This is a genomic window from uncultured Hyphomicrobium sp. (genome assembly GCF_902826555.1).
Lineage (GTDB): Bacteria > Pseudomonadota > Alphaproteobacteria > Rhizobiales > Hyphomicrobiaceae > Hyphomicrobium_C.
In genome coordinates this window covers 1-20,861 of sequence record NZ_CADEFI010000021.1, presented here as the reverse complement: position 1 = coordinate 20,861, position 20,861 = coordinate 1, and the positions used below count along the sequence as shown (strand labels likewise).

The window sequence follows — 20,861 nt, the reverse complement described above, 5'->3', positions numbered from 1 at the left end:
AGCAGATGCGCAGCCGAACGTGGATGCGGGCAACCGCGCACGTCGGGATCGCCATCGGAATCTCCTCCTCCAGCCTCTCCACGGCCGTCGAAGCCGCCGAAACCGACACTTGCACCGCCGTCACGCGAGACCTCCGCAGCCAGATCGAGGTCATCAAGCAGCTCAAAGCCCAGCCCGCGAACAGTCTGGCTGCGCCGTCCAAGCACCCCCAGGAGACGCCGCAGCAGATCGCCACCCGCGACCGCGAGGAAGCCGATGTGCTGAACCGCATGCTGCCCGGCATGGGGTGCGCGCCGCTCGACATCGATCGCGAGCTCAAGCAGCCGACCAATCAGGCGCTCCTTCCCAAGTCAGCGCCCGCCAGGCACAAGAAGCAGAAGATTTTCTAGCGGTGCCTTCCCGTCTTTGCTTGTGCGTGCGGCCATTCGGTCGCGGCAAGGCTCGGATCGCGATCTGGATTCCGGCCGGGGATTGGCTAATCTTCAGCCATATGTTTCTCAGCGTCTTCGACATCTTCAAAATCGGCATCGGCCCCTCGTCCTCGCACACCATGGGGCCGATGACGGCTGCGCGCCGATTCGTGGACAAGCTGCGCAACGTCCCGTCGCGCGAGAACATTCGGCGTATCCGCTCCGAGCTTTATGGATCGCTGGCCTTTACCGGCAAAGGCCATGGCAGCGATCGCGCTGTTCTGTTGGGCCTCCTCGGTTACGAACCGGCGACGCTCGACGTAGCTGACGCGGAGGCGGCCATGCAGCAACTCGCCAAAACGAAGTCGCTGCACCTCGCCGGACTGCCGCCCATTGCGTTCGACCCGCAGGCGGATCTCGTGTTCGAATACGGGCCGCCGCTTCCAGGCCACCCCAACGGCATGCGGTTTCTGGCCTTCGATGACAGCGGCATGCTCCAGGTCGCGGAAACTTACTACTCGATCGGTGGCGGGTTCGTTGTCAGCGCCGAGGAGCAGCACGTGCCCCCGCCGGATAGCGAGGATGCCGGAGGCTGCCCGTTTCCTTTCGCCTCCGCCAACGCCATGCTGGAAATGGCACACGCGAGCGGGCTCTCGATCAGTCAGATGAAACGGAGCAACGAGGAAGCGACGCGAACGCCCGCCGAGGTCGGCGCTGGGACGGCGCGCATCTGGCGGGCCATGTCGGCCTGCATCGAGCGTGGCCTGGCGACGGACGGCGTGCTGCCTGGCGGGCTCAACGTCAGCCGCCGCGCCCCGCGCATGTTCAAGCAGATGCGCGAAGAAAAAAGCTCCAATCGCCTACAGCCGCACGCGGCCACCGACTGGCTCTATCTCTACGCCATGGCCGTGAACGAGGAGAACGCCGCCGGCGGACGCGTCGTCACGGCGCCCACCAACGGCGCGGCGGGCGTCGTTCCAGCGGTCATCCGGTACTACCTCGATCATTGCGTCGGTGCCGATCCGGCGCGCATCGAGGACTTCCTCCTCACCGCCGCCGCCATCGGCGGGCTCATCAAGCACAATGCATCGATCTCAGGCGCCGAGGCCGGATGCCAGGGGGAAGTCGGGTCCGCGGCTGCGATGGCGGCGGCTGGACTGTGCGAGGTCCTGGGCGGCACGCCGGAGCAGGTGGAGAACGCGGCCGAGATCGCGCTCGAGCATCACCTCGGCATGACCTGCGATCCCGTCGCCGGCCTCGTGCAGGTGCCTTGCATCGAGCGCAATGGTCTCGGCGCCATCAAGGCCGTGACGGCGGCTTCGATCGCACTCCGTGGCGACGGCTCGCATTTCATGCCGCTCGACAACTGTATCGCCGCCATGCGCGAGACGGGCGAAGCCATGAGCACAAAGCTCAAGGAGACCAGCCTCGGCGGCCTCGCCGTCAACCTGCCTGAATGTTGAGGCGTTGGCCGTGCTCGATCGGCTCCGAATGCAGCATGGCCAAAAGTAAGCCCCCGGCTAGGGGGACCGGGGGCTGGGTCGGGCAAACCTGGGGAGGGACACCAGGCTCTGCTGACGACAACGCAGATGCCGGCCGTTGGTTCCACGCGATTTGTGAAAAAAGTCTCAGGGGCTCACGGTCCGGGTAACGGTGAGGGTAGCAAGGGGCGGGCACAGGCGCCGCCTGCAACTCAGAACTTGAAGTGGTTGCCGCTGAGGATCCGAGCGTACCCAGACGGCTCGCCGTCGAGCTCCCAAACGATGGCCCCGCTCTGCAGCTTGCGCACGCGGTAGCAGTAGGTGTTGATTCCGGGATACGACATGCAGATCGCATCCTCCTTCATCCACCACGAGCCCTTGTAGGTGTTGCCGACCACGGTGCCGTCGGCCGCGTAGTACTCCCGGTAGTTTCCGCCGCTCAGCATGAACCCCTCGGAGGTATTATCCTTGAGGAGTTGCTCGACGTCCGCGGCGAGGAGCAGAGTGCCGTCGAGGCTCTGATCGGGGGCTGTTCTTTCCGGAGGCCGGACGTTTGGGCGCGCGTCCGCTGCGACGGCAGAAGTGAATGAGCTGCAAAAGCCCAGTGCGAGGAACAGCAGGCTGAAGCGCATCTCGAACTCCCTGGCGCCGACGATAACGGTTGCCATACTCCCATCAAGGATCCTAGCGGATACATATCCCAGCGACAGTACGATAGCGCCCGGGGCATGAGGAACGCCAAACAAGAAGCAAAGACGGAATTGGTGGGCCCGCCAGGACTCGAACCTGGAACCAGGCGGTTATGAGCCGCCAGCTCTAACCATTGAGCTACGGGCCCCCTGAGCCATGATCGCCGCGGAGCGGCCGCATCACCGCCCGGATCATCCGCCCACGCGAGCGCGGGGAGGGGAGCGAGCCGCCTCTATAACAGAGTTCGCGCCCCGTTCCAGCCGCGCGAAAAGAGCCGGCAGGCGGCTTTCAGCCTTCATTCATCCGCGAAGCTGCCCTATCCAGGGGACCTACACTGGAGGACCAAATGCCACTGACGACCAAGTCGACGCCTGTCGCGCTGCTCGCCGCCGCGTCGATTTTTTTCACCCTCGCCACCCCGCTCCGCGCCGAGGACAAGCCCATGGACCGCCTGATCACCGTCTCAGCCACGGGTTACGCCACGGCCGAGCCCGATCAGGCCCGCCTCACGACCGGCGTCACCGCCGAGGCCGATACGGCGGAAGCGGCGCTGGCGGCCAATACCGAGCTCATGAAAAAGGTTGTGGACGGGCTTAAGGAGAGCGGCATCGACGCCAAGGACATCCAGACCAGCAACTTCTCCGTCCAGCCCCGCTACACCAATCCGCGCGACGGGGCGCCGCCCGAGATCAACGGCTACCAGGTGTCGAACCAGGTCACCATCCTCGTGCGCGACATCAAATCCACGGGCGGCTTGCTCGACAAGCTCGTCAAGCTCGGCGCCAATCAGGTGCACGGCCTCGACTTCGAGGTGAGCAAGGCCGAGACCCTCAAGGACGAGGCGCGCAAAGAGGCGATCGCCAACGCGCGCCGCCGTGCCGAGCTTCTGGCGACGGCAGCCGGCGCCGGCGTCGGCGAGGTGGTCACCATCGCCGAGGAGACGAGCTTCGACGGTCCGCGCCCCATGGCGATGCGCGCTGCGAAGTCGGATGCGGCGCCGATCGAGGCCGGCACCGCGACGCTCGAAGCCCGCGTCACCGTCACCTGGAAGCTGAAGTAACGCTTCCCTAACCAAGCTGGAGTCGAGGACGGGGCGCCAAGTCTTTGGCGCCCCGTTGCTTTTCGACGCAAACCCGCAGCGCGCCGACCGTGAAGCCAATGTTATTCTTTCTGCGTTACATCTCCCTGCTGGAGTTTGGTGGAGGGCGTGATGAGTTCGCTGGCTTGGCTGGCCTCGGCCGTCAGACGGCATCCGATGTCCAGCACGCAGGATGCTGTCGTCCTGACGCTGGTCATGCTCGGCAGCGTGCTCCTCGCCCTCGAATACGACCTCGTCGAGTTCTGGGATCAGCTCACCGATCGTGAGCGGCGCATCCGCGTCGAGGAAGTCTTCATGCTCACCACGCTCTTAGCGATCGGCCTGATCGTGTTCACGGCGCGGCGTCTCAAGGAAGCCCGCCTCGATGTCGAGCGCGAGGTGCGTGCCGACGCAGCCCGCGCGCTCGCCATGATGGATCCGCTGACCGAGCTGCCCAACCGCCGCGCCCTCGAGGCGGCACTCGAGAAGGCGGTCGCCGAGCGGCCGGCGCCCGGGAGAATGCACGCCTTCTATCTGCTCGATCTCAATGGCTTCAAGCGCGTCAACGACGAGCACGGCCACGCGACCGGCGACGAGCTGCTGCGTTCGGTCGCCAAACGGTTTCGCGCCGCAGCCCGCAAGGAGGATCTCGTGGTGCGCCTCGGCGGCGACGAGTTCGCCGTGCTCGCGCGCGATGTCGAAGGCCACGACACGGCGGATCAGATCGGCAACCGGTTCGTGTCCGCGCTCGGCGACGAGGTCACGTTCGGCGGTCGGTCCTATGCGGTCGGCGTTGCCGTCGGTGTCGCGCTCTATCCGAAGCATGGCACGACGGCTGAGGACATCACGCATCACGCCGATCTGGCCATGTACAAGGCCAAGGCGGCACGGCGCTCGAACCTGCAGTTCTACGAAGCGGCCTGACCCTACCGCGCGGCATCGGTGGCGGCAGGCCGTTGATGCGCATCAAGCCAACGCTGAGAAACAGCGGTTAGGCTGCCATCCATCGATGCTCGAATCCCGGTGGATCCCATGCCCGTGCTGTCCTGGCTCGTACGCCCCGTCCTGATCCTGGCCGCCGTCATCGCCGGGTGGTTCGTTGCTGAGGACGCGGCGAACTTCAGCGTCATCCAGATGGTGGTCGCCGTGGTCCTGATCGCCATCCTCGTCGCCCTGGCGGCCTGTTGGGAGGCGGTGATGGAGCGCTTGCGCGAGCGCAAGCAGGGCCCGTGAGGTCCGAGCCCACCTAGACCAGCTTCACGGTCTCCACCGTGTGCTTCAGAGGCGAGGCGCCGGGCTGGGACGGCCAGTCGCCGAAGTTGCGCATCTCCCCGCTCGTGCGCAGGCGCCGCAATGCGCCGAGGTCCGCGGCGGCAAACACCCACTGCGCCGCGTTGAGCGTACCCTCGGCCAGCACGCCCGTGTCGCTGACCCCGTGCTCGGGCGGTACGAAGATGCCCGCCGCGCCGACGTTGAAGTCGACGGCCGGAGACCACGGCGCATCACCCACCGTCGGGCTCTGCACCGTGACGATCGTATTCTCGAGCGCGCGCGCCTGCGAGCCGGTGCGCACGCGGTGATAGCCCGAGATGCGCTCCGTGCAGGAGGGGACCAGGATCGCGTCCGCCCCGGCCTCGACCGCAGCCCGCGCCAGCAGCGGAAACTCGCTGTCGTAGCAGATGAGAACCGCGAGCTTGCCCAAGGCCGTCTCGAATACGCGCAGCGGACCGCCCGCCGTGACGCCCCAGTTGTGCTCGAACGGCGTCATGATCAGCTTTTCCTGCACACCGACCTTGCCGGACGGCGTCACGAGCTGAGCCGCATTCACGAAGCGCCCGTCCACATGCTTTGCGGGACCCGAGCCGACCAGAATGTGCACGCCATGCGTTTTCGCCAGCGCCGCATGCAACGCGACACGCGCCTCCGCGAGCCCCGCGACGCGCTCGAGCGTGGTGGTGAGATCGTTGTAGACCTCAGGCCCGAGCGCGGCCGCCTGCTCGATGGCGCCGTACTCGGGGAACACCAGGAGCTCGGCGCCCGTCGCCGCGCCTTCGGCCACCCAGGACGCGATCTTCGCCTCCCATTCGGCGAGCGAGGCGGGTTGCCCGATCGGGTATTGCGCGGAGGCGACTTTGAGATACGCGGGCGCGGCCATCAGAGCGCTTTCATCCAGAACTGCATCGTGTGCGCGGTCTCGTCCGCCCGGTCGACGTCTTTCCAGTCGTAGGTTGCGGTGAGGCCCGGGACCGGCGCGTAGCCGCGTTTGGTCCAGAAGCGGTCAAGTGGGATGTAGTCGGCCGGCTTCAAGGGGTGATCGTCGGGGCGCACCACGCGGCAGAACGTCGAGTGCGTGAACCCGCCGAGCTTGTGTGCCTGCCCCTCCCGGAGATCGAAGAACTGATGCCCGAGGCCATGTCCGCGGTGGCTCCTGAGAAGAACGCTTTCGCCACAATAGAAGATCTTCGCCAGGTCGTAGCCGGCGTTACGGAACGGCTCGCCGAATTCGTCGGCATGCTCGACCATCGGCGCCCCCGTCGAGGCCCCGACCACGAGATCGCCGTCGCGTGCGATCACGCACACGGCGCCCTTCGCCTTGGCGAACTTTGCGAGGTAGCCCTCCTCGTATTCGAGCGTGCCGTCATAGAGATACGGCCAGTCCCGGAACACCGTGATGCGGAGCCGGGCGAGATCGGGCAGCACGGAGTTGATGTCGTCGCCGGTGAGCGCGCGCACCTCGATGCTCATCTCAATTCCTTTCCCGCGAAGCTTCGCCCGGACGGGCGCCGGATCGCCAAGCCGATCCGAACAGCGCCCGCGCGCGAGCTAGGCAACCTGCGCGATCCAATCCGTGAGATTGTAGTAGGTGGTGACCCGCGAGATCTTGCCGTCGCGGATGGCGAAGAAGGTCCCGGCCGGCAGCACGTACTTCTGACCCTTGGCCGGCGGCAGCTCGCTGTCCGTGTTGCGGTACTCGCCGTTGACGTTGAACTCGGCGGCCGCCCGCGTGCCGTCCTTCGAGACCAGCACGACGATCTCCGTCAGCGTCTCCTTGTAGTGGTGCGTCATGCGCGCGTTGAAAGCGCGGAACTTCTCTTTGCCGACGCGGCGCTCACCCTGGTTGACGTCGTGGATCACGTCCTCGGTGAGGTGGGCCAGCATGCCGTCGCTGTCGCCGGCATTGAAAGCCTCGTAGTAGGTGCGGATCAGCTTGGCCGTCTCGATACGGGTCTTGCTCTCGGCATCGCTCATAGGGGGGCTCCAAATGTTGAATTTTGGAGGCCTGCTTAGCAGGTTGCCGCGCCGTTCTCAAAGGGGAGAGGGGCCGCAACCTGCGCGACAAAGCGCATCGCGCGGGGGTGCGGCCCATGAACGTGGTCCGGCCGAAGCTGAAGAGTTAACGCCGCTTGGCCGCTTTCCGCGCCGGCACTTTCTTGACTACGCGCTTCACGGCCTTCTTGGCGGCCTTTTTCGCCGGGGCCTTCTTGGCGCTCTTCTTTGCGGTTTTCACCTTCTTGCGCACGCCCTTGAACGGCTTCGCGTCCTCTTTCACGTCGAGGAACTTTCCGGTGGTGTCGTCGCGCTTCGTCCAAGTGCCAGTAAGCTTGTTCTTGATCTGCGAGCGCTTCTTCACCGCGCCGACGCGGCGATTGTCGCCCGGCTCCTTGTTCTTCGCCATCTGGACCTCCTGTCGAAAAGCGAGAGAGTCGTGAGACTGGTGTATGGGTCACGCGCCCACGATATGCAACACGATCTTGCGCTGATGCGCATTGCGTCGGTGCTCGAAAAGATAAAGCCCTTGCCACGTGCCGAGCGCAAGAAGTGACCGCGCGATAGGGATCGTAACGGATGTTTGCGTAAGCGCGCTTTTGACGTGCGCTGGCATGTCGTCGGGTCCCTCCATCGTATGCACGAACAAGGGATCGCCTTCGGGCACGAGTCGACGGAAGAACGCGAGAAGGTCTCGCTGCACGTCGGGGTCGGCGTTCTCCTGAATGACGAGCGACGCCGACGTATGCCGGCAGTAGGCGGTCAACTGGCCGGTTTCGAAACCGGCCTCCTTGGTGAAGGCGCGCACGGCCCCGCTGATCTCATAAAGGCCCTGTCCCGACGTCGTAACGGTGATTTCCTTTTGCGCCTGCCGCATCGACGCATCCTCGTGTTTTCTGCCAAAGGCCCGCTATATTAGACGCATGAGCAGAGCATTCGTCAAAGAGCCGGACGGCCTCGATGCGTTCGAGGAGTTGCCCGAGCGCCTCGTGTCCGACAACCCGAACCTCGTCACGGAGGAGGGATTGAGGCAGATCGAGGCCGAGGTGGAGCGCCTGTCGCGGGCCTACGCAGAGGCGCAGGCATCGGGCGATCGCGCAGCCCTCAACGTGGCGGCGCGCGATCTCAGATATTGGACGGCGCGGCGCGCCTCCGCCGAGCTGGTCCCGCCGTCGGTCGATGGGCGCGAGGTGCGCTTCGGCGCCCGCGTGACGTTCGAGCGCGAGGACGGCCGCCGCCAATCGTATCGCATCGTCGGCGAGGACGAGGCCGACCCTGCAGGCGGCACGCTCTCCTATGTGTCGCCGCTCGCCCGCGCACTGCTCGGCAAGGCGGTGGGCGATACGGCTCGCGTCGGCCACGGCGAGATCGAGATTCTGGCAATCGAATAGTCGCGGCCATTTTGTGGCGGCCACGTCCACACGTCGTTGCGCGAGAAGCTTGCCCAAAGGCCCGTGGCCCCCTTAGACTCGGTGACAAAGGCGAGATCCTGGGGAGCACGCATCTGGCATGAAATGGCTGGCATCGAGACAGGCAGCATTGGCGCTCGCTGCAGCGGCGCTTCTGGCCGCATTCGGCCTTGCGCGGGCGGCCGACCGGACCCCCGCCGGCCTGGTCGAGGTCAAGATGGGGCTCGAAAGCATCACCAAGGAGCAGCGCACCGAGCTTTGGCGCCGCGTCGACGAGTACGCGACAGTCGACGCCTTGCTGGATTTCTGCGGCAAGAAGCTGAGCCTGCAAAAGCGCACTTGGGCCGCCGTGAGTCCGTGCGTCGAGGTGACCTCGCTGCGCAAGGTTGCCTCCGTCTTTCGCTCCAAGAAGGCCGAGTACGTAAAGGCCTGGGAGACGGCCTTCGCCGACCCCGAGAAGAAGAAGACGCTTTGCGACAGCCAGAAGCCGAAGCTCGCCGAGTACACGCGCATTCTCGACGCCCACATCGCCGAGGCCAGGAGCATGTGCGATGCCTGCCTCTTCTGCTGAGGTGCAGCACGGCACCATGATTAACGCGCGCCGCCGCCGGCCCAAAAAGCCTCTCTGAGGCCCGCGCGCCACATTGGCTCCAATATTTTCGATAGATGATGGCCAACCGGTGAGTCGCACCGGAGCACACCTTGGGGGGTGGCCTGATGACCACGAAATCGCTCATGCTCGCCGCGATCGCCGCCATGGCGCTCGTGATGACGGCGGCCCACGATGCAAAGGCGGCCTCGGCCTATGAGATCGACGCCGATGTCGATGCCGCCCTGCACCGGTTCTATCACACGGTGGGAGGCGGGCGCGACCTCGTGCGCGATGCGGCGGCCGTCCTGGTCTTTCCGTCGGTCGTGAAGGCCGGAATGGGCTTCGGCGGCGAGTACGGCGAAGGCGCCCTGCGCCGCGGCGGCTACACCGAAGGCTACTACAATACGGTTTCCGCTTCCGTCGGTTTCCAGCTTGGCGTGCAGGCACGCACGGTCATCATCCTGTTCATGACCGAGAGCGCCCTGGCGAGCTTCCAGCGCAAGCACGGCTGGAAGGTCGGCGTCGACGGCTCCGTGACGCTGGTTACGGTCGGCGTCGGCGGCTCGATCGATACCAACCAGATCAAGAAGCCGGTCATCGGCTTCATCCTCGACCAGAAGGGGCTGATGTACAATCTCACCCTTGAAGGCTCCAAGATCTCCCGCATCGACCGCTGACCGTATCGCGAGAGGTGGTGCGTCAGGCGGCTTCGTTCGCCGCCTGCACCGAGCGCCTGTTTGCCGGGTTGCGCGTGCCCTGTGCGAAAGGCGTGCCGCCCGCGTCCTCTGAAATGTCGTAGAACCGGATGCAGCCCCGGCCATCGCGCTTGGCGCGGTAAAGCGCCGTGTCGGCACGCGCGAGCCAGGTATCGATGGAGAGCGTCGATGGCGTCTCGAGCACGGCTACGCCAATGCTGACGCTGACCATGATGGCGTAGCTCTCGAAGATCACCGGGACCGTGAGCGCTTCCTCGATGTCGCGGCCATGCGCTTCGGCGTCGGCGGGCTCGGCGAGCGCCGTCGTGACGACAGCGAATTCGTCCCCGCCAAGCCGTGCCGCGATGACGATCTGTTGCGACAGCCCCTTGAGCCGCTCCGCGATGGCCGCGAGCACCGCGTCGCCCGCGGCATGGCCGAGCGTGTCGTTGACGGACTTGAAGTAGTCGCAGTCGATCAGGAGCACGGCGATGATCTGGTTCTTTTTCTCGCCGGGCGCCAGCAGATCGGCGAACACGCGCATGAACCAGCCTCTGTTGGCCAGCCCCGTTGCCGTATCGTGCCGGGAGGAGTGGACGGCCGCCCGCTCGCTTTCGGCAAGCTGCCGCGCGACGCGCCGCATGGTGACGGCGGCCACCAGCGTCATGAGGGCGATCAGCCCCAGGGAGAGCGCGATGGCCGGCAGCATGGCCCTGAGGATGGCGTAACCGGGCGGCGAGAAATCCCAGGTGACCCGCGCCACGGCATTGCCGCCGGAATCGAGAAGGGGGAACACGGGCCCGCCCTTGTCGGACTGCACTTCCGGCACCAGCCGCAGACCTTTGACATGAGACAGCGTCTCGAGCTTCCTGAGCATCCGCTCGGTGATGAATTGCAGGCCGACGAGCAGCGTTGCTTCCAGTCGCGCATCCGGACGCAAGACATCGGACGACACGAACGGCGCCACCGTAATCAGGGCAGCGCGTCCGTCGATCTTGATCATGTCGGTGACGAAGAGGTTCTCGCTCATTCCCCGCGGGATGCGATGGCTGACGCCGACGCTGGCCGCACGCGCCGCGGCAGAGAGTTCGCGCGCCCGCTCCATCGCTGCTCCCGCCGCTGCAAGCAGCCCGGTAGTACGCGTGGCGGATGTGGATGGGGCATTTGCCCCGATGTTGGAGACTATGACCCGCCCGCTGTCATCGACGATGACGAGCTGTTGTGCGTCATCCGCCGCCCGCGCGGTCGCCCCGAGGCTCCGACGCATCGATGCCGTGTCGTTGGCCAGCACGGCACTTCTGAAAGCGTCGTTGCCCAACGATTGCGACAGCACATCCGCGGCGTCCAGTTCGCCCATGAGCTTGAAGCCGCGTTCGAGCGCCGACGTCTCGCGCCTCAGGGCATTTTCGTTGATTTTTTCGACGACCATCAGCGCGTCTTTGCCAAGCAACGCGACCGCGACCAGCGCAGGGAGTACCATCGCCAACCCGACCCAGCGGGTGAGCATGAAGCCGTCCGGAACGTAAGCTTCCCTCATTCCAAGCCCCCAGAATTCTTGAAACAAGGTGCCGAAGCTAGGAGCGACCCCTTGAGAGAAGGGAAACAGGCTTCACCAAATGCGTGAGGATCGGGAAAGAAAGCATTCACCAATATGCTGACCCTGCGTGCATCGGCACGGCGCAACGAGCGCATCGACAGCGCCGCCGGGACCTGCGACATTGGGGCATTGAAATCGCAGCCGACGAGGAGAGCCATGAGCCCCTGGATCCGAGCCGCCGGAATCGCGCTGGCGGCAGCGACTATCGCGTCATCTCATGCCGCAGCCGAGAGCGCCGCGACGTTCGCGTCGCGCAAAATGTCCTCCGAGAAACCGCTCAAGGACTGCACCCGGATCAACAGCCGCTACGGCTACTACGGCAATCCCTGGTGCACGCCGGTCGAGCAGGCCCGCTGGGACCGCTGGGATGCGCGGCGCGTCATCACGAAGTAAGCAAGTCACGAAGTGATGCAAGCAATTGAGTCGCGAAGTGACGCGACCTGAAGTGGCGCGCCTCATGCGGCCTTCACGTACGTGCCCATCAGCACCGCCTCACCGATCACATGTCCTTCCATGGCCGCCAGCACGGCCGCCTTGGTCGGCGCGTTGAGGCCCGCGAGGCGCGCATCGAGCGCATACAGTTTGTGAAAGTAGCGATGCCGGCCGATCGGCGGGCAGGGACCTCCGTATCCGGTTCGTCCCCAATCGTTGAGACCGTCCTCTGTTCCCGAAGGCAAGGCGCCAGGCGCGATGCCTTCGGCAAGCCCCGTCGAGTCCGGCGGCAGATTGTAAAGCACCCAGTGCACCCACACGCGTTGCGGCTTGGCAGGATCCGGCGCGTCCGGATCGTCGACGATCAGCACCAGGCTCTTGGCGCCGGCAGGCACGCCCGTCCAAACCAGGGGAGGGGAGCGGTCATCGCCCTGGCACGTGTACGTGCGTGGAATGGCATCGCCGTCGGCAAAGGCAGGAGAGGTGATTGCGAGCGTCATGGGATTGTCTCCGGATGAAGGCGAGCGGCAGCAGATCCAGATCAAGGCAAGCCGGCACACATGATATGAAATGTGCGTGTCTTTGGCACGGTTCCTCCGAGGAGCGGCCCGATGTCGGCCACGATGAAAGCCATGCTTTTGGACCGCCCCGGCCAGCCGTTGCGGTTGGCGGATGTGCCGCGGCCTGAGCCGGCCACCGGTCAGGTCCGCATCAGGGTTGCGGCCTGCGGCGTTTGCCGGACCGACCTCCACGTGGCGGGCGGTGACCTCAAACACCCGAAGCGTCCGATCATTCCCGGCCACGAGATCGTCGGGCGGGTGGAGAGGCTCGGCCCCGGCGTCACACGCTTCAAGCAGGGCGAGCGTGTCGGTATCCCGTGGCTCGGGCACACGTGCGGCGTCTGCCCCTACTGCCGCCGAGGCGACGAGAACCTATGCGACGATCCCGGCTTCACCGGTTATCAGATCGACGGCGGCTATGCGGAATATGCCGTGGCGGATGCCGCCTACTGCTTTCCTATTCCCGGCGGCCTTGGCGATGTGGAGGCCGCGCCTCTGCTCTGCGCAGGGCTCATCGGCTATCGCGCCCTCAGGATGGCCGAGCCGGCTCAAACGCTCGGCATCTACGGCTTCGGCGCCGCCGCCCACATTGTCGCGCAGGTGGCCGTGCACAAAGGCATCGCCACCTACGCTTTCACGCGGCCGGGAGACATCGCGGCACAGGACTTTGCCCGCGCGCTGGGCTGCGTCTGGGCTGGCGGGTCCGACGAGCGCCCGCCCGGGCCGCTCGAGGCCGCAATCATCTTCGCACCCGTCGGCGCCCTGGTTCCGCTCGCGCTCGCTGCAGTAGGAAAGGGCGGTCGCGTGATCCTCGGCGGCATCCACATGAGCGACGTCCCCGCCATGCCGTATGATCTGCTCTGGGGCGAGCGTGTCGTGCGCTCGGTCGCCAATCTCACGCGCCAGGATGCGATCGATTTCCTGGACCTCGCCCCGCGCATCCCCGTCGTCACGCACACGACCGCGATGCCGCTCTCCAAGGCCAACGAAGCGCTCGATCGCCTGCGTCGCGGTGACCTCACTGGAGCATTGGTGCTTGTCCCCGATCCCGCTCTCTGAATTACTGGCGCCGGGACCGAGCGCGAAGGGGGGCGGGCGACATGGAGCTGCAGGGGCAAAGCCTGCTCGGGCTGGCGCTGCTGCCGGCTATCGCCTGGGCGATTTCGGAAGATCGCAGCGCCGTGACCGGCCCGCGTCTCCTGCGCATCCTGGTGGCCGGCATCGGATTGCAGCTTGCGATTGCGGCGCTCATGCTGGCGCTTCCCGCCTCGCGCGTCGTCTTCGATTGGGCCGCCGGCCTCGTTGCCGCCCTGCAAGACGCGACCAACGCCGGCACGCGACTCGTCTTTGGCTATCTGGCCGGGGCGCCGCCGCCGTTCGAGACCATTCGCCCCGAGAACAGCTTCGTCCTCGCCTTGCATGCCCTGCCGCTGGTACTGGTGATCAGCGCCCTGTCGCGGCTGCTCTATCACTGGGGCGTGCTGCAGCGGGTGGTGGCGGCCATCGGCTGGGTGCTCGAGCGCGCATTCGCACTGACGGGCCCCGTCGGCACCTCGGCCGCCGCCAATATCTTCGTCGGCATGGTGGAGGCGCCGCTGCTCGTGCGCCCCTACCTCGCTGCCATGAGCCGCGGCGACCTCTTCGCCACCATGACGGTCGGCATGGCGACCGTCGCCGGCACCGTGCTCGCACTTTATGCGAGCATCCTCGAACCAAAGATCCCCGGCGCCGCTGGGCATCTGATGGTCGCCTCCATCATCAGCGCACCGGCCGCGCTCATGTTCGCCGCCCTGATGGTTCCGAGCAAAGCCGTGCCGGTCGCCGCGGACGACAAGACCGCGATCGCGGTCGACCCCACGCGCTCAAGCGTCGATGCGATTGCCCAGGGCACCCGCGAAGGCATCGCACTGCTCGTCAACATCACGGCCATGCTGATCGTGGCCGTGGCCCTTGTAGCGCTCGCCAACAAGCTGCTCGCTTTCGCCTCGGCCCCGTTGGGCCTCACGCTGACCATCGAGGGCATTCTGGGATGGCTGCTGGCCCCGCTCGCCTGGCTGATCGGCGTGCCGTGGAGCGAATGCGGTACGGCGGGATCCCTGATCGGCATCAAGACCGTGCTCAATGAGTTCGTCGCCTATCTGAAGCTCGCCGAAACGCCGGCCGAGGCACTGTCGGAGCGCTCGCGCCTGCTCATGGCCTATGCGCTCTGTGGCTTTGCCAATCTGGGCAGCCTCGGCATCATGATCGGCGGCATGGTGGCGATGGTGCCCGGACGGCGCGCCGAGATCGTGGAGCTGGGCGCCAAGACCATCGTGTCCGGCACGCTCGCTACCCTCATGACCGCCGCCGTCGTCGGCGTCTTGACGGCGCCCTAATCCGTCTCGCCGAGCACGCGCCGTGCGAGTGCGAGGCAGGCTCGGAAGGCCGCGAGATCCGACAGCACGCAATCCTCCGGCGCGTCGCGGGCGACGAACGTGCCGCCCGCCTCCATGACGGCGACCGCGATCATCAGGTTCTCGGCGAGCCCGAAGTCCTCGATGTCCGCGCCGCGCGTCTCGCTGTCCCAGGCGGCCCGCGCCGTAGCGGGCGTGGCCTTCACGCGCGCCGCATAGTCGCCTGCTACGTTCGAGTAACCGAACGTCGGCTTGCCGAGCGCCCGCATGAAGCCGATTTCGAACGCGGTCCCCACATCCATGCTCGGCCCGCGAAAGGGCGTGCAATTGGCGACCACGAGGTCGCACGAGCGCATCAGCCGCTCGTTGCCGTGGCTGATGGCACGCGCCACATCCGCGCGCTTGAGCGACGCCGCGTCCCCGATGACATTGTCGAGCGGGTAGACGCCCTCGAAGCCGAGCTCCGCGCAAAGTCGCTTCTTCTCCTCGCCTTGCGCGGCGGCATTGGGAAAGAACACCTCGGGGCCGGCGAGATACACGCGCAGAGCCAACCCTAGTCCCCCTTGCCCGTTTCGACGTGGAAGTGATGCAGCACGCGATGCGCGATCGGCGCCAGAACGAAGCCCGCGCCGATGACGATGATGAGCCCCGACAGGATCGCGTACAAGCCGGCGAACACCTTGCCGGCCGTCGTATGCAACTCGGAGACGGGCCCCATGCCTGACAGGATCATCGCCGCGTTGACGAACGAATCTGCAAGCCCCATGCCTTCGGTCCATGCGTATCCGATCATTCCGATCACGAGCCCGCTGAACGTCAGCAGCGCCCACAATCCGATGGCCCGCGCCATGCGCATCGCAAATGCGGTACGCGAGATCACTTTCTGACGTCTGGGTTCGAAGCCTGTGAGCATGGGCGTCACTTCATTTCGAGGACGACGGCATGACCGTCATGATCGCCGGTTGTGACATGCGGGTCATCTGAAATCGCGTTATCGAGAGCCACCATGTTGGATGGCCGAAACCCGGTGTGGGCCGCAAGAGCCCGCGCAAAATCATCCCGTGCCGCGTTGAACGAGGCGTATCGGTGCGGCGGATCGCGGATGAGGTCCACGCTTTCGCGGCTGAAGGCGCCGATGAAGACGTATCCGCGGCTGGAGGGATACGGCCCGAAGATGCGCCCGTGGTTATTGGTCTCTTCGAAAATGCGGTTGGAGAAGGCATCGTCACGGCCCTGCGGCAGCTGGCTGAAAAGATCTCCGCCGATGAAGCCGCGATACCCGGTTGAATGTCCCATGCGCACGGGATAGCCGGCCGCCTTGGTCGCCGCCTTAAGCCTTGCCCGCGCCTGGTCGGGGCTGGCGGACGACGCATCGATGAGAATGACATTGATCGGCTCGTGCAGCTTTTTGCCGTCGACGATCTGGCCGAGCCAGTGCGCGATCGTCCCGTCCTTGTCGAACATCCATTTGCCGATGTCCGGAAGGTCCGGAGGCATTGCGATCTCCTGTTGGGGGAGAGGCGCATTGCCGATGATCTTGTCCGTCGCGTGCGCGGCCCCGGCTGAACCGGTGAGCCAGACGGCAAGGATCAGCGCCGCCGTCGCAAGCGGCCCGAACGCGGCGCTGGAGACGACCTTCTGGCTCTGGTGCTCGAAGCGCGGGATTGGCATGCGCACACGTCTCCTGTGCGATCAGCGTATCATGGCCCCGGCGCCGAACCCGATGACAAAGCTTTAATCCAGAAGCTCGATGCCCATGCGCCAGGAGCGCCGCGCGCCCGGTTCAACGCGCACGATGCCCGGCTTGTCCCAGATTTCACCTTCAAATCCCGCCGGATCGGCATAGCCCTGCCACGGCTCGATGCAGACGAACGGCGCAGTCCGCATGGACCAGATGCCGAGATGCGGCGTGTCGGGAGCGGTGATACGGAGGTGCGGTCCTGTCGCCGCACCGTAGGTGAGGGACCGGCTCTTGAGCTCGGTGAGGACCAGCGCGCCGTCGGCGAATAGCGCATCGTCGAGCGTGAGCGTCCGCCCGTCGAGCTGAGCCGGTCGCGACGCGGGAACGATGAGCCCCTGCGCATCGGGGCGATGCGCCGACGCCGTCTCCGCCACTTCGAACAGGATCCGATGCTCGGCGCGCGCAGCCCCGTAGGGCAGCGGCCACAGGAACGCCGGATGATAGCCGAAGCTCGCGGGGAGCGGCCCGCCGCCGGTGTTGGTAAGCTCGGCGGCGATGTCGAGCCGCGCGCCGCTCGCCGCGAAGGCAAGATCGAGCTGAAACGCGAACGGGTAGACGGCGCGCGTCTCGTCGTCGCTCGTGAGCCGCAGCGTGACGCGATCGGCGCGCGCCTCGACCGGAGCGAACCGTCGCCGCCGCGCGAACCCGTGCCGCGGCAACGTGTAGGCCGTGTCGCCGACGCGATAGGTATCGCCGGCGACCGTGCCGACGATCGGAAACAAGATCGGCGCCCGCCCGCTCCAGAACGCCGCGTCGCCCGTCCAGAGCAGGTCGCGCCCGTCTCCATCGCGCAGCGTCCAAAGCTCCGCTCCGAGCGGATTGATCTCGGCGGAAAGGCCGGGACCGGAGATGGCAAGGGTGTCGGCGGTCATGCGTCGGACCTCTTCAACAGCGACTGCCCGCTCCTTAGCCGCTCCAGCCGCGAGCAGAGCTCGTCGGCGGTCAGAATGGTCTCGGTCGGATCGGTCTTGCCAAAGCTGTGCGTCAGGCGCGCATCCCCGGTGGCCTCGAGCGCGTCGCGGAATTTCTTCGCCTGGTCGAACAGCGCCTGATAGGCGCGGTCGAGCAGCCCCTGATAGGCGTCGGAGAGCCGGTCATAGGCGGCGCCGCGCCACCAGAGCGTCCCCGTGGTTTGCCAGTCGTGCTTGCGCCCGACGCTCTGCGCGACCGGCCCATCCAAACCACAGACGCGCTCCTGCTCCGCCGTATCCGCGATCTTGAGAGACTGCAGCAAGCCCTCCATCGACGAGCAGCGAACACCATCGAACGTGAACGCATGCGGCGCGAAATTGCTCAACACGCCCGCCGGCCACGGCGCCTTTGCCTTGATATCGAGCGGTTCTGTCATGAAGCGGAAGCTAAAGCCGCCAGCCGATGCAGTGAAGATGCAAGGTTGAGGGTGGCGTGAGGTCTGTTGCAGCGATCTGCAGCGATTTGAACATTTTGTAAGATTTTCGCCGCATTAGCGCCGTTGCACAGCCACGTCGCGCGCCTACATCTCTCGGCAGTTCAACCCGTGCGGAGGATGATCGATGCAAATGACAGGATACCAGGCCGAGGCCGCTCAGGTTCGCGACGAGACGTATAGGAGCGTCATCGAGCATGCCAAGGCGCAGGCCCGCCGCTATGCGTCTCTCGAGACGCGCGAGGGACGAACGGCCGCCGTCGCCGTGCTGCGCTTCGCCCGCAGCCTCCGCGCGCGCCGCAATCGCCTCAGCGCCTAGCCATCCACTCACCCAACAAAAAGCCCCCGAATTTCTCGGGGGCTTTTTTCTTGGACCAGTTGTCCAGGACGCGGCCATCATGAATTTCCTGCCGCGCCAGATCGGCAAGTTCATGTCGGAGTGGGCGGATGTTCTAAGCACCGCCGCAACACACGGATGTTCTATTTTCACAATTCCGGCAATTGCCGAGGAGTTGGGATTTGCCGTAGTTGAGAATAAAGCTGCTTTGCAGCATCCAGGCGCCCATTGCTTGCTTTGTCGGGCTTTCGACGAGCCGTCTCTTCCCATGCGTCGACCATGCCCTCCTCCTGTCGGAGAAACAAAGCCGTCGCAGCAAGTTCAAGAAGAACGGAATCAGCATGCGCAGCTTCCCGAGCCAAGCGCCTATGCGGCTCTGATCGCGGCGGTGCGATTGGCGTAACTGAGTAAATTGTATAGAAGCCGCCCCAAGCGGCCTGCTGCTCGCTCTCTCGGATAGTGCCAAGCACACTCGCACGCTTGGAAGTGTAGGTCAGCTCTTCCGAATACGGACCATAGTGCTTGTACTCGAAACTGAAACCCTCTCCGAGGCCCGCAGCCTCAAGTAGGTAGGTGAGCTTCTGCAGTTTCGTGCGGCCGACGACCTCTCCGCCAGCATCGGAAATAATTCGCGCCACAGAATCTATGTTGAGACGCCTTGTCATCGTTGCTTTTCCCCCTCAACGATTTTCTCGATCTGCTCCTTAGCCTGTGCGTCCTCCTGCTTGTAGTACACGCGAAACAATCGAAATGTTCCGCTGGCCGCGACCACCTTCGACACGCTCTCAAGATCAACTAATGCACCACCCGGAGCTCGAATATTTATCTGCTCTAGCGGACCTTTGGACTCCGATAGGCGATTATAGGTCGATCTGCTAGCTCTATCGATTAGGATGCGCGGTGAGCCATCTGTCGCTCCTGCCCATTCGAGCAATTTGCCTTCGACAACTTCACAGGCGCGATCAACTTCTGCCTGTTGCTGGACGGAATCACCGCCTCCTGCAGCAAGCTTCACCCTAACGTCGATGCACTTATATAGCTTTCTGTCACGGAGACGACGGGAACACTCTGAAAGCAAAGTGTCACTCGACTCGCACATGAGTGAGAGTGAACCCAACACCACTGCATCGTCGAGATCAAGAAATCGATCTAGGTTGGAGGGATCTTTCGCAAACTTCACAATCGGATGGCCGTTAGGCAATCCGGTTTTGGCAGCAGATCCATCGAGAACGAGCTTGACAGCCTTCGCGAAGATTTCCGCGAATAGCTTCTCCGCACCGCGAGTCGCTTTGTGGAAATACACAGTGGGGTAGAGCTGAAACAAGCCTAGAACAAAGGCTTCTGCGGCATAGAACGCCTTTTGTCCAAGAACGAAAGTATCGATTTCGCCAAGGGATTCTTTGTCAACACCGTACCGCACTGTGCCCACCTCGAGGTTAGTGAGGAGCCACTCAAAATCTATCGCGGCATGCTGTGTCCCAGTCATAAGGCGGTCTCTTCGCATATAGTCCAAGCGGTCCGCATCAAACTGGCTGGACACTACCGCGCTATAGATGTCGCGCTTGCCGACGCCCTTTATGATATTCGCAACATCATTGGGTACGCCGCTTCCCAACTCCTTCAACGCCTCGCCGACTTCGCTCGAGCGAATTAGTGCGTCACTGACCAGCTCATGATTGGCCATCATCTTCAAGCCGAGCTTTTTGCCGACGGTTTCAAAGGCGTGACTGAAGGGACCGTGACCAAGATCGTGAACTAGGGCGGCTGCCAGCGCATGCTGGGCTGCATTCGCCTCGTACTGCCTATCGTTCTGATGGCGACGGATCACCTCCAGAAGCCTCTTGGCTGTATGAAAAACGCCGATGCTGTGCGCAAAACGCGAATGAGTGGCACCAGGATAGACAAGCTCAGAGAAGGCTAATTGTTTAACTCGCCGCAACCTCTGGAAAGGTCGGGTTTGGACCACCTTCCAAAGCACGCGCTCCAACTGGGAATTATCGAAAATAATCAAGTCATGCAGTGGATCGCGGATCCGTTGCCCAACCATGATGTTCTCTATATGTTCTCATTGATTCTGTAAAGAAGAAATTGACGGAAATTTGATTGTGTCCTTAAATTTGCGCAACTGGAAAGACGTAATGATCACGAAAAACCCCCGAGGTTCGCTCGGGGGTTTTTCTTATCTCAGTTATCGAGGAACGACCGCAGCTTCCGGCTCCGGCTCGGATGCTTCAGCTTGCGAAGCGCCTTGGCTTCGATCTGGCGAATACGTTCGCGCGTGACCGAGAACTGCTGGCCGACTTCTTCCAGCGTGTGGTCCGTATTCATGCCGATGCCGAAGCGCATGCGCAATACGCGCTCCTCGCGCGGCGTGAGCGAAGCCAGCACCCGCGTTGTCGTCTCGCGCAGGTTCGCTGCAATCGCCGCCTGATCCGGCAGCACGGCGTTCCTGTCCTCGATGAAGTCGCCGAGGTGTGAATCCTCCTCGTCGCCGATCGGAGTTTCCAGAGAAATGGGTTCCTTGGCGATCTTGAGCACCTTGCGCACCTTCTCCAGCGGCATGGCGAGCTTTTCCGCCAGTTCCTCCGGCGTCGGCTCGCGGCCGATCTCATGCAGCATCTGCCGGGATGTACGCACGATCTTGTTGATGGTTTCGATCATGTGCACGGGGATGCGGATGGTGCGCGCCTGGTCCGCGATCGAGCGCGTGATGGCCTGACGGATCCACCACGTGGCGTAGGTCGAGAACTTGTAGCCGCGGCGGTACTCGAACT

At 64.4% G+C, this 20,861-nt stretch carries 28 protein-coding genes and 1 tRNA gene; 12 read left to right on the top strand and 17 right to left on the bottom strand.

Translation table 11 applies throughout. The features are described from left to right. Window positions 1-5: 5 nt before the first annotated feature. Complete coding sequence (locus QZV93_RS10515) at window positions 6-389, top strand: hypothetical protein (RefSeq protein WP_295558238.1); 384 nt, start codon at window positions 6-8, stop codon at window positions 387-389. A gap of 101 nt (window positions 390-490) precedes the next feature. Beyond that, on the top strand, window positions 491-1,873 hold the full coding sequence (locus tag QZV93_RS10510; protein ID WP_295558236.1) for an L-serine ammonia-lyase: 1,383 nt from the start codon (window positions 491-493) through the stop codon (window positions 1,871-1,873). A 230-nt stretch (window positions 1,874-2,103) separates the two neighbouring features. Here the strand turns inward: QZV93_RS10510 and QZV93_RS10505 are convergent, their stop codons facing one another. Together QZV93_RS10505 and QZV93_RS10500 are read right to left on the bottom strand one after the other, a co-directional pair. After that, window positions 2,104-2,559, bottom strand: coding sequence for a hypothetical protein (locus QZV93_RS10505; protein ID WP_295558234.1), 456 nt, complete (start codon window positions 2,557-2,559; stop codon window positions 2,104-2,106). Window positions 2,560-2,653: 94 nt separating this feature from the next. After that, window positions 2,654-2,729 (bottom strand) — tRNA-Ile (locus QZV93_RS10500). Window positions 2,730-2,927: 198 nt separating this feature from the next. Between QZV93_RS10500 and QZV93_RS10495 the strand changes: the two genes are divergently transcribed. The 3 genes from QZV93_RS10495 (at window position 2,928) to QZV93_RS10485 (ending at window position 4,892) form a co-directional block, all read left to right on the top strand. Then, entirely contained in the window at window positions 2,928-3,641 is a 714-nt protein-coding gene (locus QZV93_RS10495; protein WP_295558232.1) for an SIMPL domain-containing protein, read from the top strand. A gap of 150 nt (window positions 3,642-3,791) precedes the next feature. Next, window positions 3,792-4,583 (top strand): GGDEF domain-containing protein, encoded by a 792-nt coding sequence (locus QZV93_RS10490; protein ID WP_295558230.1) that lies wholly within the window; start codon window positions 3,792-3,794, stop codon window positions 4,581-4,583. A 108-nt stretch (window positions 4,584-4,691) separates the two neighbouring features. Beyond that, the gene (locus QZV93_RS10485) at window positions 4,692-4,892 is read left to right on the top strand and encodes a hypothetical protein (protein WP_295558229.1); all 201 of its coding nucleotides are present in this window, start codon (window positions 4,692-4,694) and stop codon (window positions 4,890-4,892) included. Window positions 4,893-4,905: 13 nt separating this feature from the next. Here the strand turns inward: QZV93_RS10485 and QZV93_RS10480 are convergent, their stop codons facing one another. The 5 genes from QZV93_RS10480 to QZV93_RS10460 form a co-directional block, all read right to left on the bottom strand. Continuing rightward, a complete protein-coding gene (locus QZV93_RS10480; protein WP_295558227.1) occupies window positions 4,906-5,814 on the bottom strand; it encodes a carbon-nitrogen hydrolase family protein in 909 nt (302 codons plus the stop codon). Then, window positions 5,814-6,404, bottom strand: a complete 591-nt coding sequence (locus QZV93_RS10475) for a GNAT family N-acetyltransferase (protein ID WP_295558225.1) — start codon at window positions 6,402-6,404, stop codon at window positions 5,814-5,816. The genes QZV93_RS10480 and QZV93_RS10475 overlap by 1 nt, the downstream gene beginning before the upstream one ends. A gap of 78 nt (window positions 6,405-6,482) precedes the next feature. Next, entirely contained in the window at window positions 6,483-6,908 is a 426-nt protein-coding gene (locus QZV93_RS10470; protein WP_295558223.1) for a ketosteroid isomerase-related protein, read from the bottom strand. A gap of 145 nt (window positions 6,909-7,053) precedes the next feature. Continuing rightward, complete coding sequence (locus QZV93_RS10465) at window positions 7,054-7,335, bottom strand: hypothetical protein (protein ID WP_295558222.1); 282 nt, start codon at window positions 7,333-7,335, stop codon at window positions 7,054-7,056. Window positions 7,336-7,383: 48 nt separating this feature from the next. Continuing rightward, entirely contained in the window at window positions 7,384-7,803 is a 420-nt protein-coding gene (locus tag QZV93_RS10460; protein WP_295558220.1) for a secondary thiamine-phosphate synthase enzyme YjbQ, read from the bottom strand. A gap of 46 nt (window positions 7,804-7,849) precedes the next feature. Here QZV93_RS10460 and greA point away from each other — a divergent pair, with 46 nt between their 5' ends. The 3 genes from greA to QZV93_RS10445 all read left to right on the top strand — a co-directional run bounded on the left by greA (window position 7,850) and on the right by QZV93_RS10445 (window position 9,604). Beyond that, complete coding sequence (gene greA, locus QZV93_RS10455; RefSeq protein WP_295558218.1) at window positions 7,850-8,317, top strand: transcription elongation factor GreA; 468 nt, start codon at window positions 7,850-7,852, stop codon at window positions 8,315-8,317. 118 nt (window positions 8,318-8,435) lie between these two features. Further along, on the top strand, window positions 8,436-8,906 hold the full coding sequence (locus QZV93_RS10450; RefSeq protein ID WP_295558217.1) for a hypothetical protein: 471 nt from the start codon (window positions 8,436-8,438) through the stop codon (window positions 8,904-8,906). Window positions 8,907-9,052: 146 nt separating this feature from the next. Continuing rightward, window positions 9,053-9,604, top strand: coding sequence for a YSC84-related protein (locus QZV93_RS10445; RefSeq protein WP_295558215.1), 552 nt, complete (start codon window positions 9,053-9,055; stop codon window positions 9,602-9,604). 22 nt (window positions 9,605-9,626) lie between these two features. Here QZV93_RS10445 and QZV93_RS10440 read toward each other — a convergent pair whose 3' ends face one another. After that, a complete protein-coding gene (locus QZV93_RS10440) occupies window positions 9,627-11,159 on the bottom strand; it encodes a GGDEF domain-containing protein (protein ID WP_295558213.1) in 1,533 nt (510 codons plus the stop codon). Between the two features lie 216 nt (window positions 11,160-11,375). Here QZV93_RS10440 and QZV93_RS10435 point away from each other — a divergent pair, with 216 nt between their 5' ends. After that, window positions 11,376-11,612 (top strand): hypothetical protein, encoded by a 237-nt coding sequence (locus QZV93_RS10435; protein WP_295558211.1) that lies wholly within the window; start codon window positions 11,376-11,378, stop codon window positions 11,610-11,612. 62 nt (window positions 11,613-11,674) lie between these two features. Here QZV93_RS10435 and QZV93_RS10430 read toward each other — a convergent pair whose 3' ends face one another. Next, complete coding sequence (locus QZV93_RS10430) at window positions 11,675-12,151, bottom strand: YbhB/YbcL family Raf kinase inhibitor-like protein (RefSeq protein WP_295558209.1); 477 nt, start codon at window positions 12,149-12,151, stop codon at window positions 11,675-11,677. A gap of 123 nt (window positions 12,152-12,274) precedes the next feature. Here QZV93_RS10430 and QZV93_RS10425 point away from each other — a divergent pair, with 123 nt between their 5' ends. Continuing rightward, window positions 12,275-13,270 carry a zinc-dependent alcohol dehydrogenase family protein gene (locus QZV93_RS10425; protein WP_363156939.1) on the top strand — a complete coding sequence of 332 codons (996 nt, stop codon included), beginning with the start codon at window positions 12,275-12,277 and terminating at the stop codon, window positions 13,268-13,270. Between the two features lie 41 nt (window positions 13,271-13,311). Beyond that, window positions 13,312-14,586 (top strand): nucleoside transporter C-terminal domain-containing protein, encoded by a 1,275-nt coding sequence (locus QZV93_RS10420; protein ID WP_295558205.1) that lies wholly within the window; start codon window positions 13,312-13,314, stop codon window positions 14,584-14,586. Here QZV93_RS10420 and QZV93_RS10415 read toward each other — a convergent pair. The 5 genes from QZV93_RS10415 to QZV93_RS10395 all read right to left on the bottom strand — a co-directional run bounded on the left by QZV93_RS10415 (window position 14,583) and on the right by QZV93_RS10395 (window position 17,693). Then, window positions 14,583-15,155: a nucleoside 2-deoxyribosyltransferase gene (locus tag QZV93_RS10415; protein WP_295558203.1), complete on the bottom strand. Its 573-nt coding sequence runs from the start codon at window positions 15,153-15,155 to the stop codon at window positions 14,583-14,585. The genes QZV93_RS10420 and QZV93_RS10415 overlap by 4 nt on opposite strands. Before the next feature lie 2 nt (window positions 15,156-15,157). Then, on the bottom strand, window positions 15,158-15,517 hold the full coding sequence (locus QZV93_RS10410; RefSeq protein ID WP_295558202.1) for a hypothetical protein: 360 nt from the start codon (window positions 15,515-15,517) through the stop codon (window positions 15,158-15,160). A gap of 5 nt (window positions 15,518-15,522) precedes the next feature. After that, window positions 15,523-16,275 (bottom strand): hypothetical protein, encoded by a 753-nt coding sequence (locus tag QZV93_RS10405; protein WP_295558200.1) that lies wholly within the window; start codon window positions 16,273-16,275, stop codon window positions 15,523-15,525. 63 nt (window positions 16,276-16,338) lie between these two features. Continuing rightward, on the bottom strand, window positions 16,339-17,217 hold the full coding sequence (locus QZV93_RS10400) for an aldose 1-epimerase family protein (protein WP_295558198.1): 879 nt from the start codon (window positions 17,215-17,217) through the stop codon (window positions 16,339-16,341). After that, complete coding sequence (locus QZV93_RS10395; RefSeq protein ID WP_295558196.1) at window positions 17,214-17,693, bottom strand: hypothetical protein; 480 nt, start codon at window positions 17,691-17,693, stop codon at window positions 17,214-17,216. Before QZV93_RS10395 ends, QZV93_RS10400 begins: the two co-directional genes overlap by 4 nt. A 184-nt stretch (window positions 17,694-17,877) precedes the next feature. On the opposite strand from QZV93_RS10395, the gene QZV93_RS10390 reads away from it, so the two are divergent. Then, complete coding sequence (locus QZV93_RS10390; RefSeq protein WP_295558194.1) at window positions 17,878-18,069, top strand: hypothetical protein; 192 nt, start codon at window positions 17,878-17,880, stop codon at window positions 18,067-18,069. A gap of 167 nt (window positions 18,070-18,236) precedes the next feature. Here the strand turns inward: QZV93_RS10390 and QZV93_RS10385 are convergent, their stop codons facing one another. The 3 genes from QZV93_RS10385 to QZV93_RS10375 form a co-directional block, all read right to left on the bottom strand. Beyond that, entirely contained in the window at window positions 18,237-18,752 is a 516-nt protein-coding gene (locus QZV93_RS10385) for a hypothetical protein (protein ID WP_295558193.1), read from the bottom strand. Beyond that, window positions 18,749-20,134, bottom strand: a complete 1,386-nt coding sequence (locus QZV93_RS10380; protein WP_295558192.1) for an HD domain-containing protein — start codon at window positions 20,132-20,134, stop codon at window positions 18,749-18,751. The genes QZV93_RS10385 and QZV93_RS10380 overlap by 4 nt, the downstream gene beginning before the upstream one ends. A gap of 137 nt (window positions 20,135-20,271) precedes the next feature. After that, a partial coding sequence (locus QZV93_RS10375; protein WP_295558191.1) for a sigma-70 family RNA polymerase sigma factor occupies window positions 20,272-20,861 on the bottom strand: 590 nt, incomplete at its 5' end.

Excerpts from the sequence above, each read along its gene's own strand:
- QZV93_RS10480 (WP_295558227.1), bottom strand. The coding sequence starts at position 5,814 with ATGGCCGCGCCCGCGTATCTCAAAGTCGCCTCCGCGCAATACCCGATC.
- QZV93_RS10400 (WP_295558198.1), bottom strand. The coding sequence starts at position 17,217 with ATGACCGCCGACACCCTTGCCATCTCCGGTCCCGGCCTTTCCGCCGAG.
- QZV93_RS10420 (WP_295558205.1), top strand. The coding sequence starts at position 13,312 with ATGGAGCTGCAGGGGCAAAGCCTGCTCGGGCTGGCGCTGCTGCCGGCT.
- QZV93_RS10465 (WP_295558222.1), bottom strand. The coding sequence starts at position 7,335 with ATGGCGAAGAACAAGGAGCCGGGCGACAATCGCCGCGTCGGCGCGGTG.
- QZV93_RS10430 (WP_295558209.1), bottom strand. The coding sequence starts at position 12,151 with ATGACGCTCGCAATCACCTCTCCTGCCTTTGCCGACGGCGATGCCATT.
- QZV93_RS10425 (WP_363156939.1), top strand. The coding sequence starts at position 12,275 with ATGAAAGCCATGCTTTTGGACCGCCCCGGCCAGCCGTTGCGGTTGGCG.
- QZV93_RS10380 (WP_295558192.1), bottom strand. The coding sequence starts at position 20,134 with ATGGTTGGGCAACGGATCCGCGATCCACTGCATGACTTGATTATTTTC.
- QZV93_RS10405 (WP_295558200.1), bottom strand. The coding sequence starts at position 16,275 with ATGCCAATCCCGCGCTTCGAGCACCAGAGCCAGAAGGTCGTCTCCAGC.
- QZV93_RS10435 (WP_295558211.1), top strand. The coding sequence starts at position 11,376 with ATGAGCCCCTGGATCCGAGCCGCCGGAATCGCGCTGGCGGCAGCGACT.
- QZV93_RS10445 (WP_295558215.1), top strand. The coding sequence starts at position 9,053 with ATGACCACGAAATCGCTCATGCTCGCCGCGATCGCCGCCATGGCGCTC.
- QZV93_RS10495 (WP_295558232.1), top strand. The coding sequence starts at position 2,928 with ATGCCACTGACGACCAAGTCGACGCCTGTCGCGCTGCTCGCCGCCGCG.
- QZV93_RS10515 (WP_295558238.1), top strand. The coding sequence starts at position 6 with ATGCGCAGCCGAACGTGGATGCGGGCAACCGCGCACGTCGGGATCGCC.
- QZV93_RS10490 (WP_295558230.1), top strand. The coding sequence starts at position 3,792 with ATGAGTTCGCTGGCTTGGCTGGCCTCGGCCGTCAGACGGCATCCGATG.
- QZV93_RS10510 (WP_295558236.1), top strand. The coding sequence starts at position 491 with ATGTTTCTCAGCGTCTTCGACATCTTCAAAATCGGCATCGGCCCCTCG.
- QZV93_RS10390 (WP_295558194.1), top strand. The coding sequence starts at position 17,878 with ATGCAAATGACAGGATACCAGGCCGAGGCCGCTCAGGTTCGCGACGAG.
- QZV93_RS10440 (WP_295558213.1), bottom strand. The coding sequence starts at position 11,159 with ATGAGGGAAGCTTACGTTCCGGACGGCTTCATGCTCACCCGCTGGGTC.
- QZV93_RS10470 (WP_295558223.1), bottom strand. The coding sequence starts at position 6,908 with ATGAGCGATGCCGAGAGCAAGACCCGTATCGAGACGGCCAAGCTGATC.
- QZV93_RS10475 (WP_295558225.1), bottom strand. The coding sequence starts at position 6,404 with ATGAGCATCGAGGTGCGCGCGCTCACCGGCGACGACATCAACTCCGTG.
- QZV93_RS10485 (WP_295558229.1), top strand. The coding sequence starts at position 4,692 with ATGCCCGTGCTGTCCTGGCTCGTACGCCCCGTCCTGATCCTGGCCGCC.
- QZV93_RS10505 (WP_295558234.1), bottom strand. The coding sequence starts at position 2,559 with ATGGCAACCGTTATCGTCGGCGCCAGGGAGTTCGAGATGCGCTTCAGC.
- QZV93_RS10385 (WP_295558193.1), bottom strand. The coding sequence starts at position 18,752 with ATGACAAGGCGTCTCAACATAGATTCTGTGGCGCGAATTATTTCCGAT.
- greA (WP_295558218.1), top strand. The coding sequence starts at position 7,850 with ATGAGCAGAGCATTCGTCAAAGAGCCGGACGGCCTCGATGCGTTCGAG.
- QZV93_RS10460 (WP_295558220.1), bottom strand. The coding sequence starts at position 7,803 with ATGCGGCAGGCGCAAAAGGAAATCACCGTTACGACGTCGGGACAGGGC.
- QZV93_RS10410 (WP_295558202.1), bottom strand. The coding sequence starts at position 15,517 with ATGCTCACAGGCTTCGAACCCAGACGTCAGAAAGTGATCTCGCGTACC.
- QZV93_RS10395 (WP_295558196.1), bottom strand. The coding sequence starts at position 17,693 with ATGACAGAACCGCTCGATATCAAGGCAAAGGCGCCGTGGCCGGCGGGC.
- QZV93_RS10450 (WP_295558217.1), top strand. The coding sequence starts at position 8,436 with ATGAAATGGCTGGCATCGAGACAGGCAGCATTGGCGCTCGCTGCAGCG.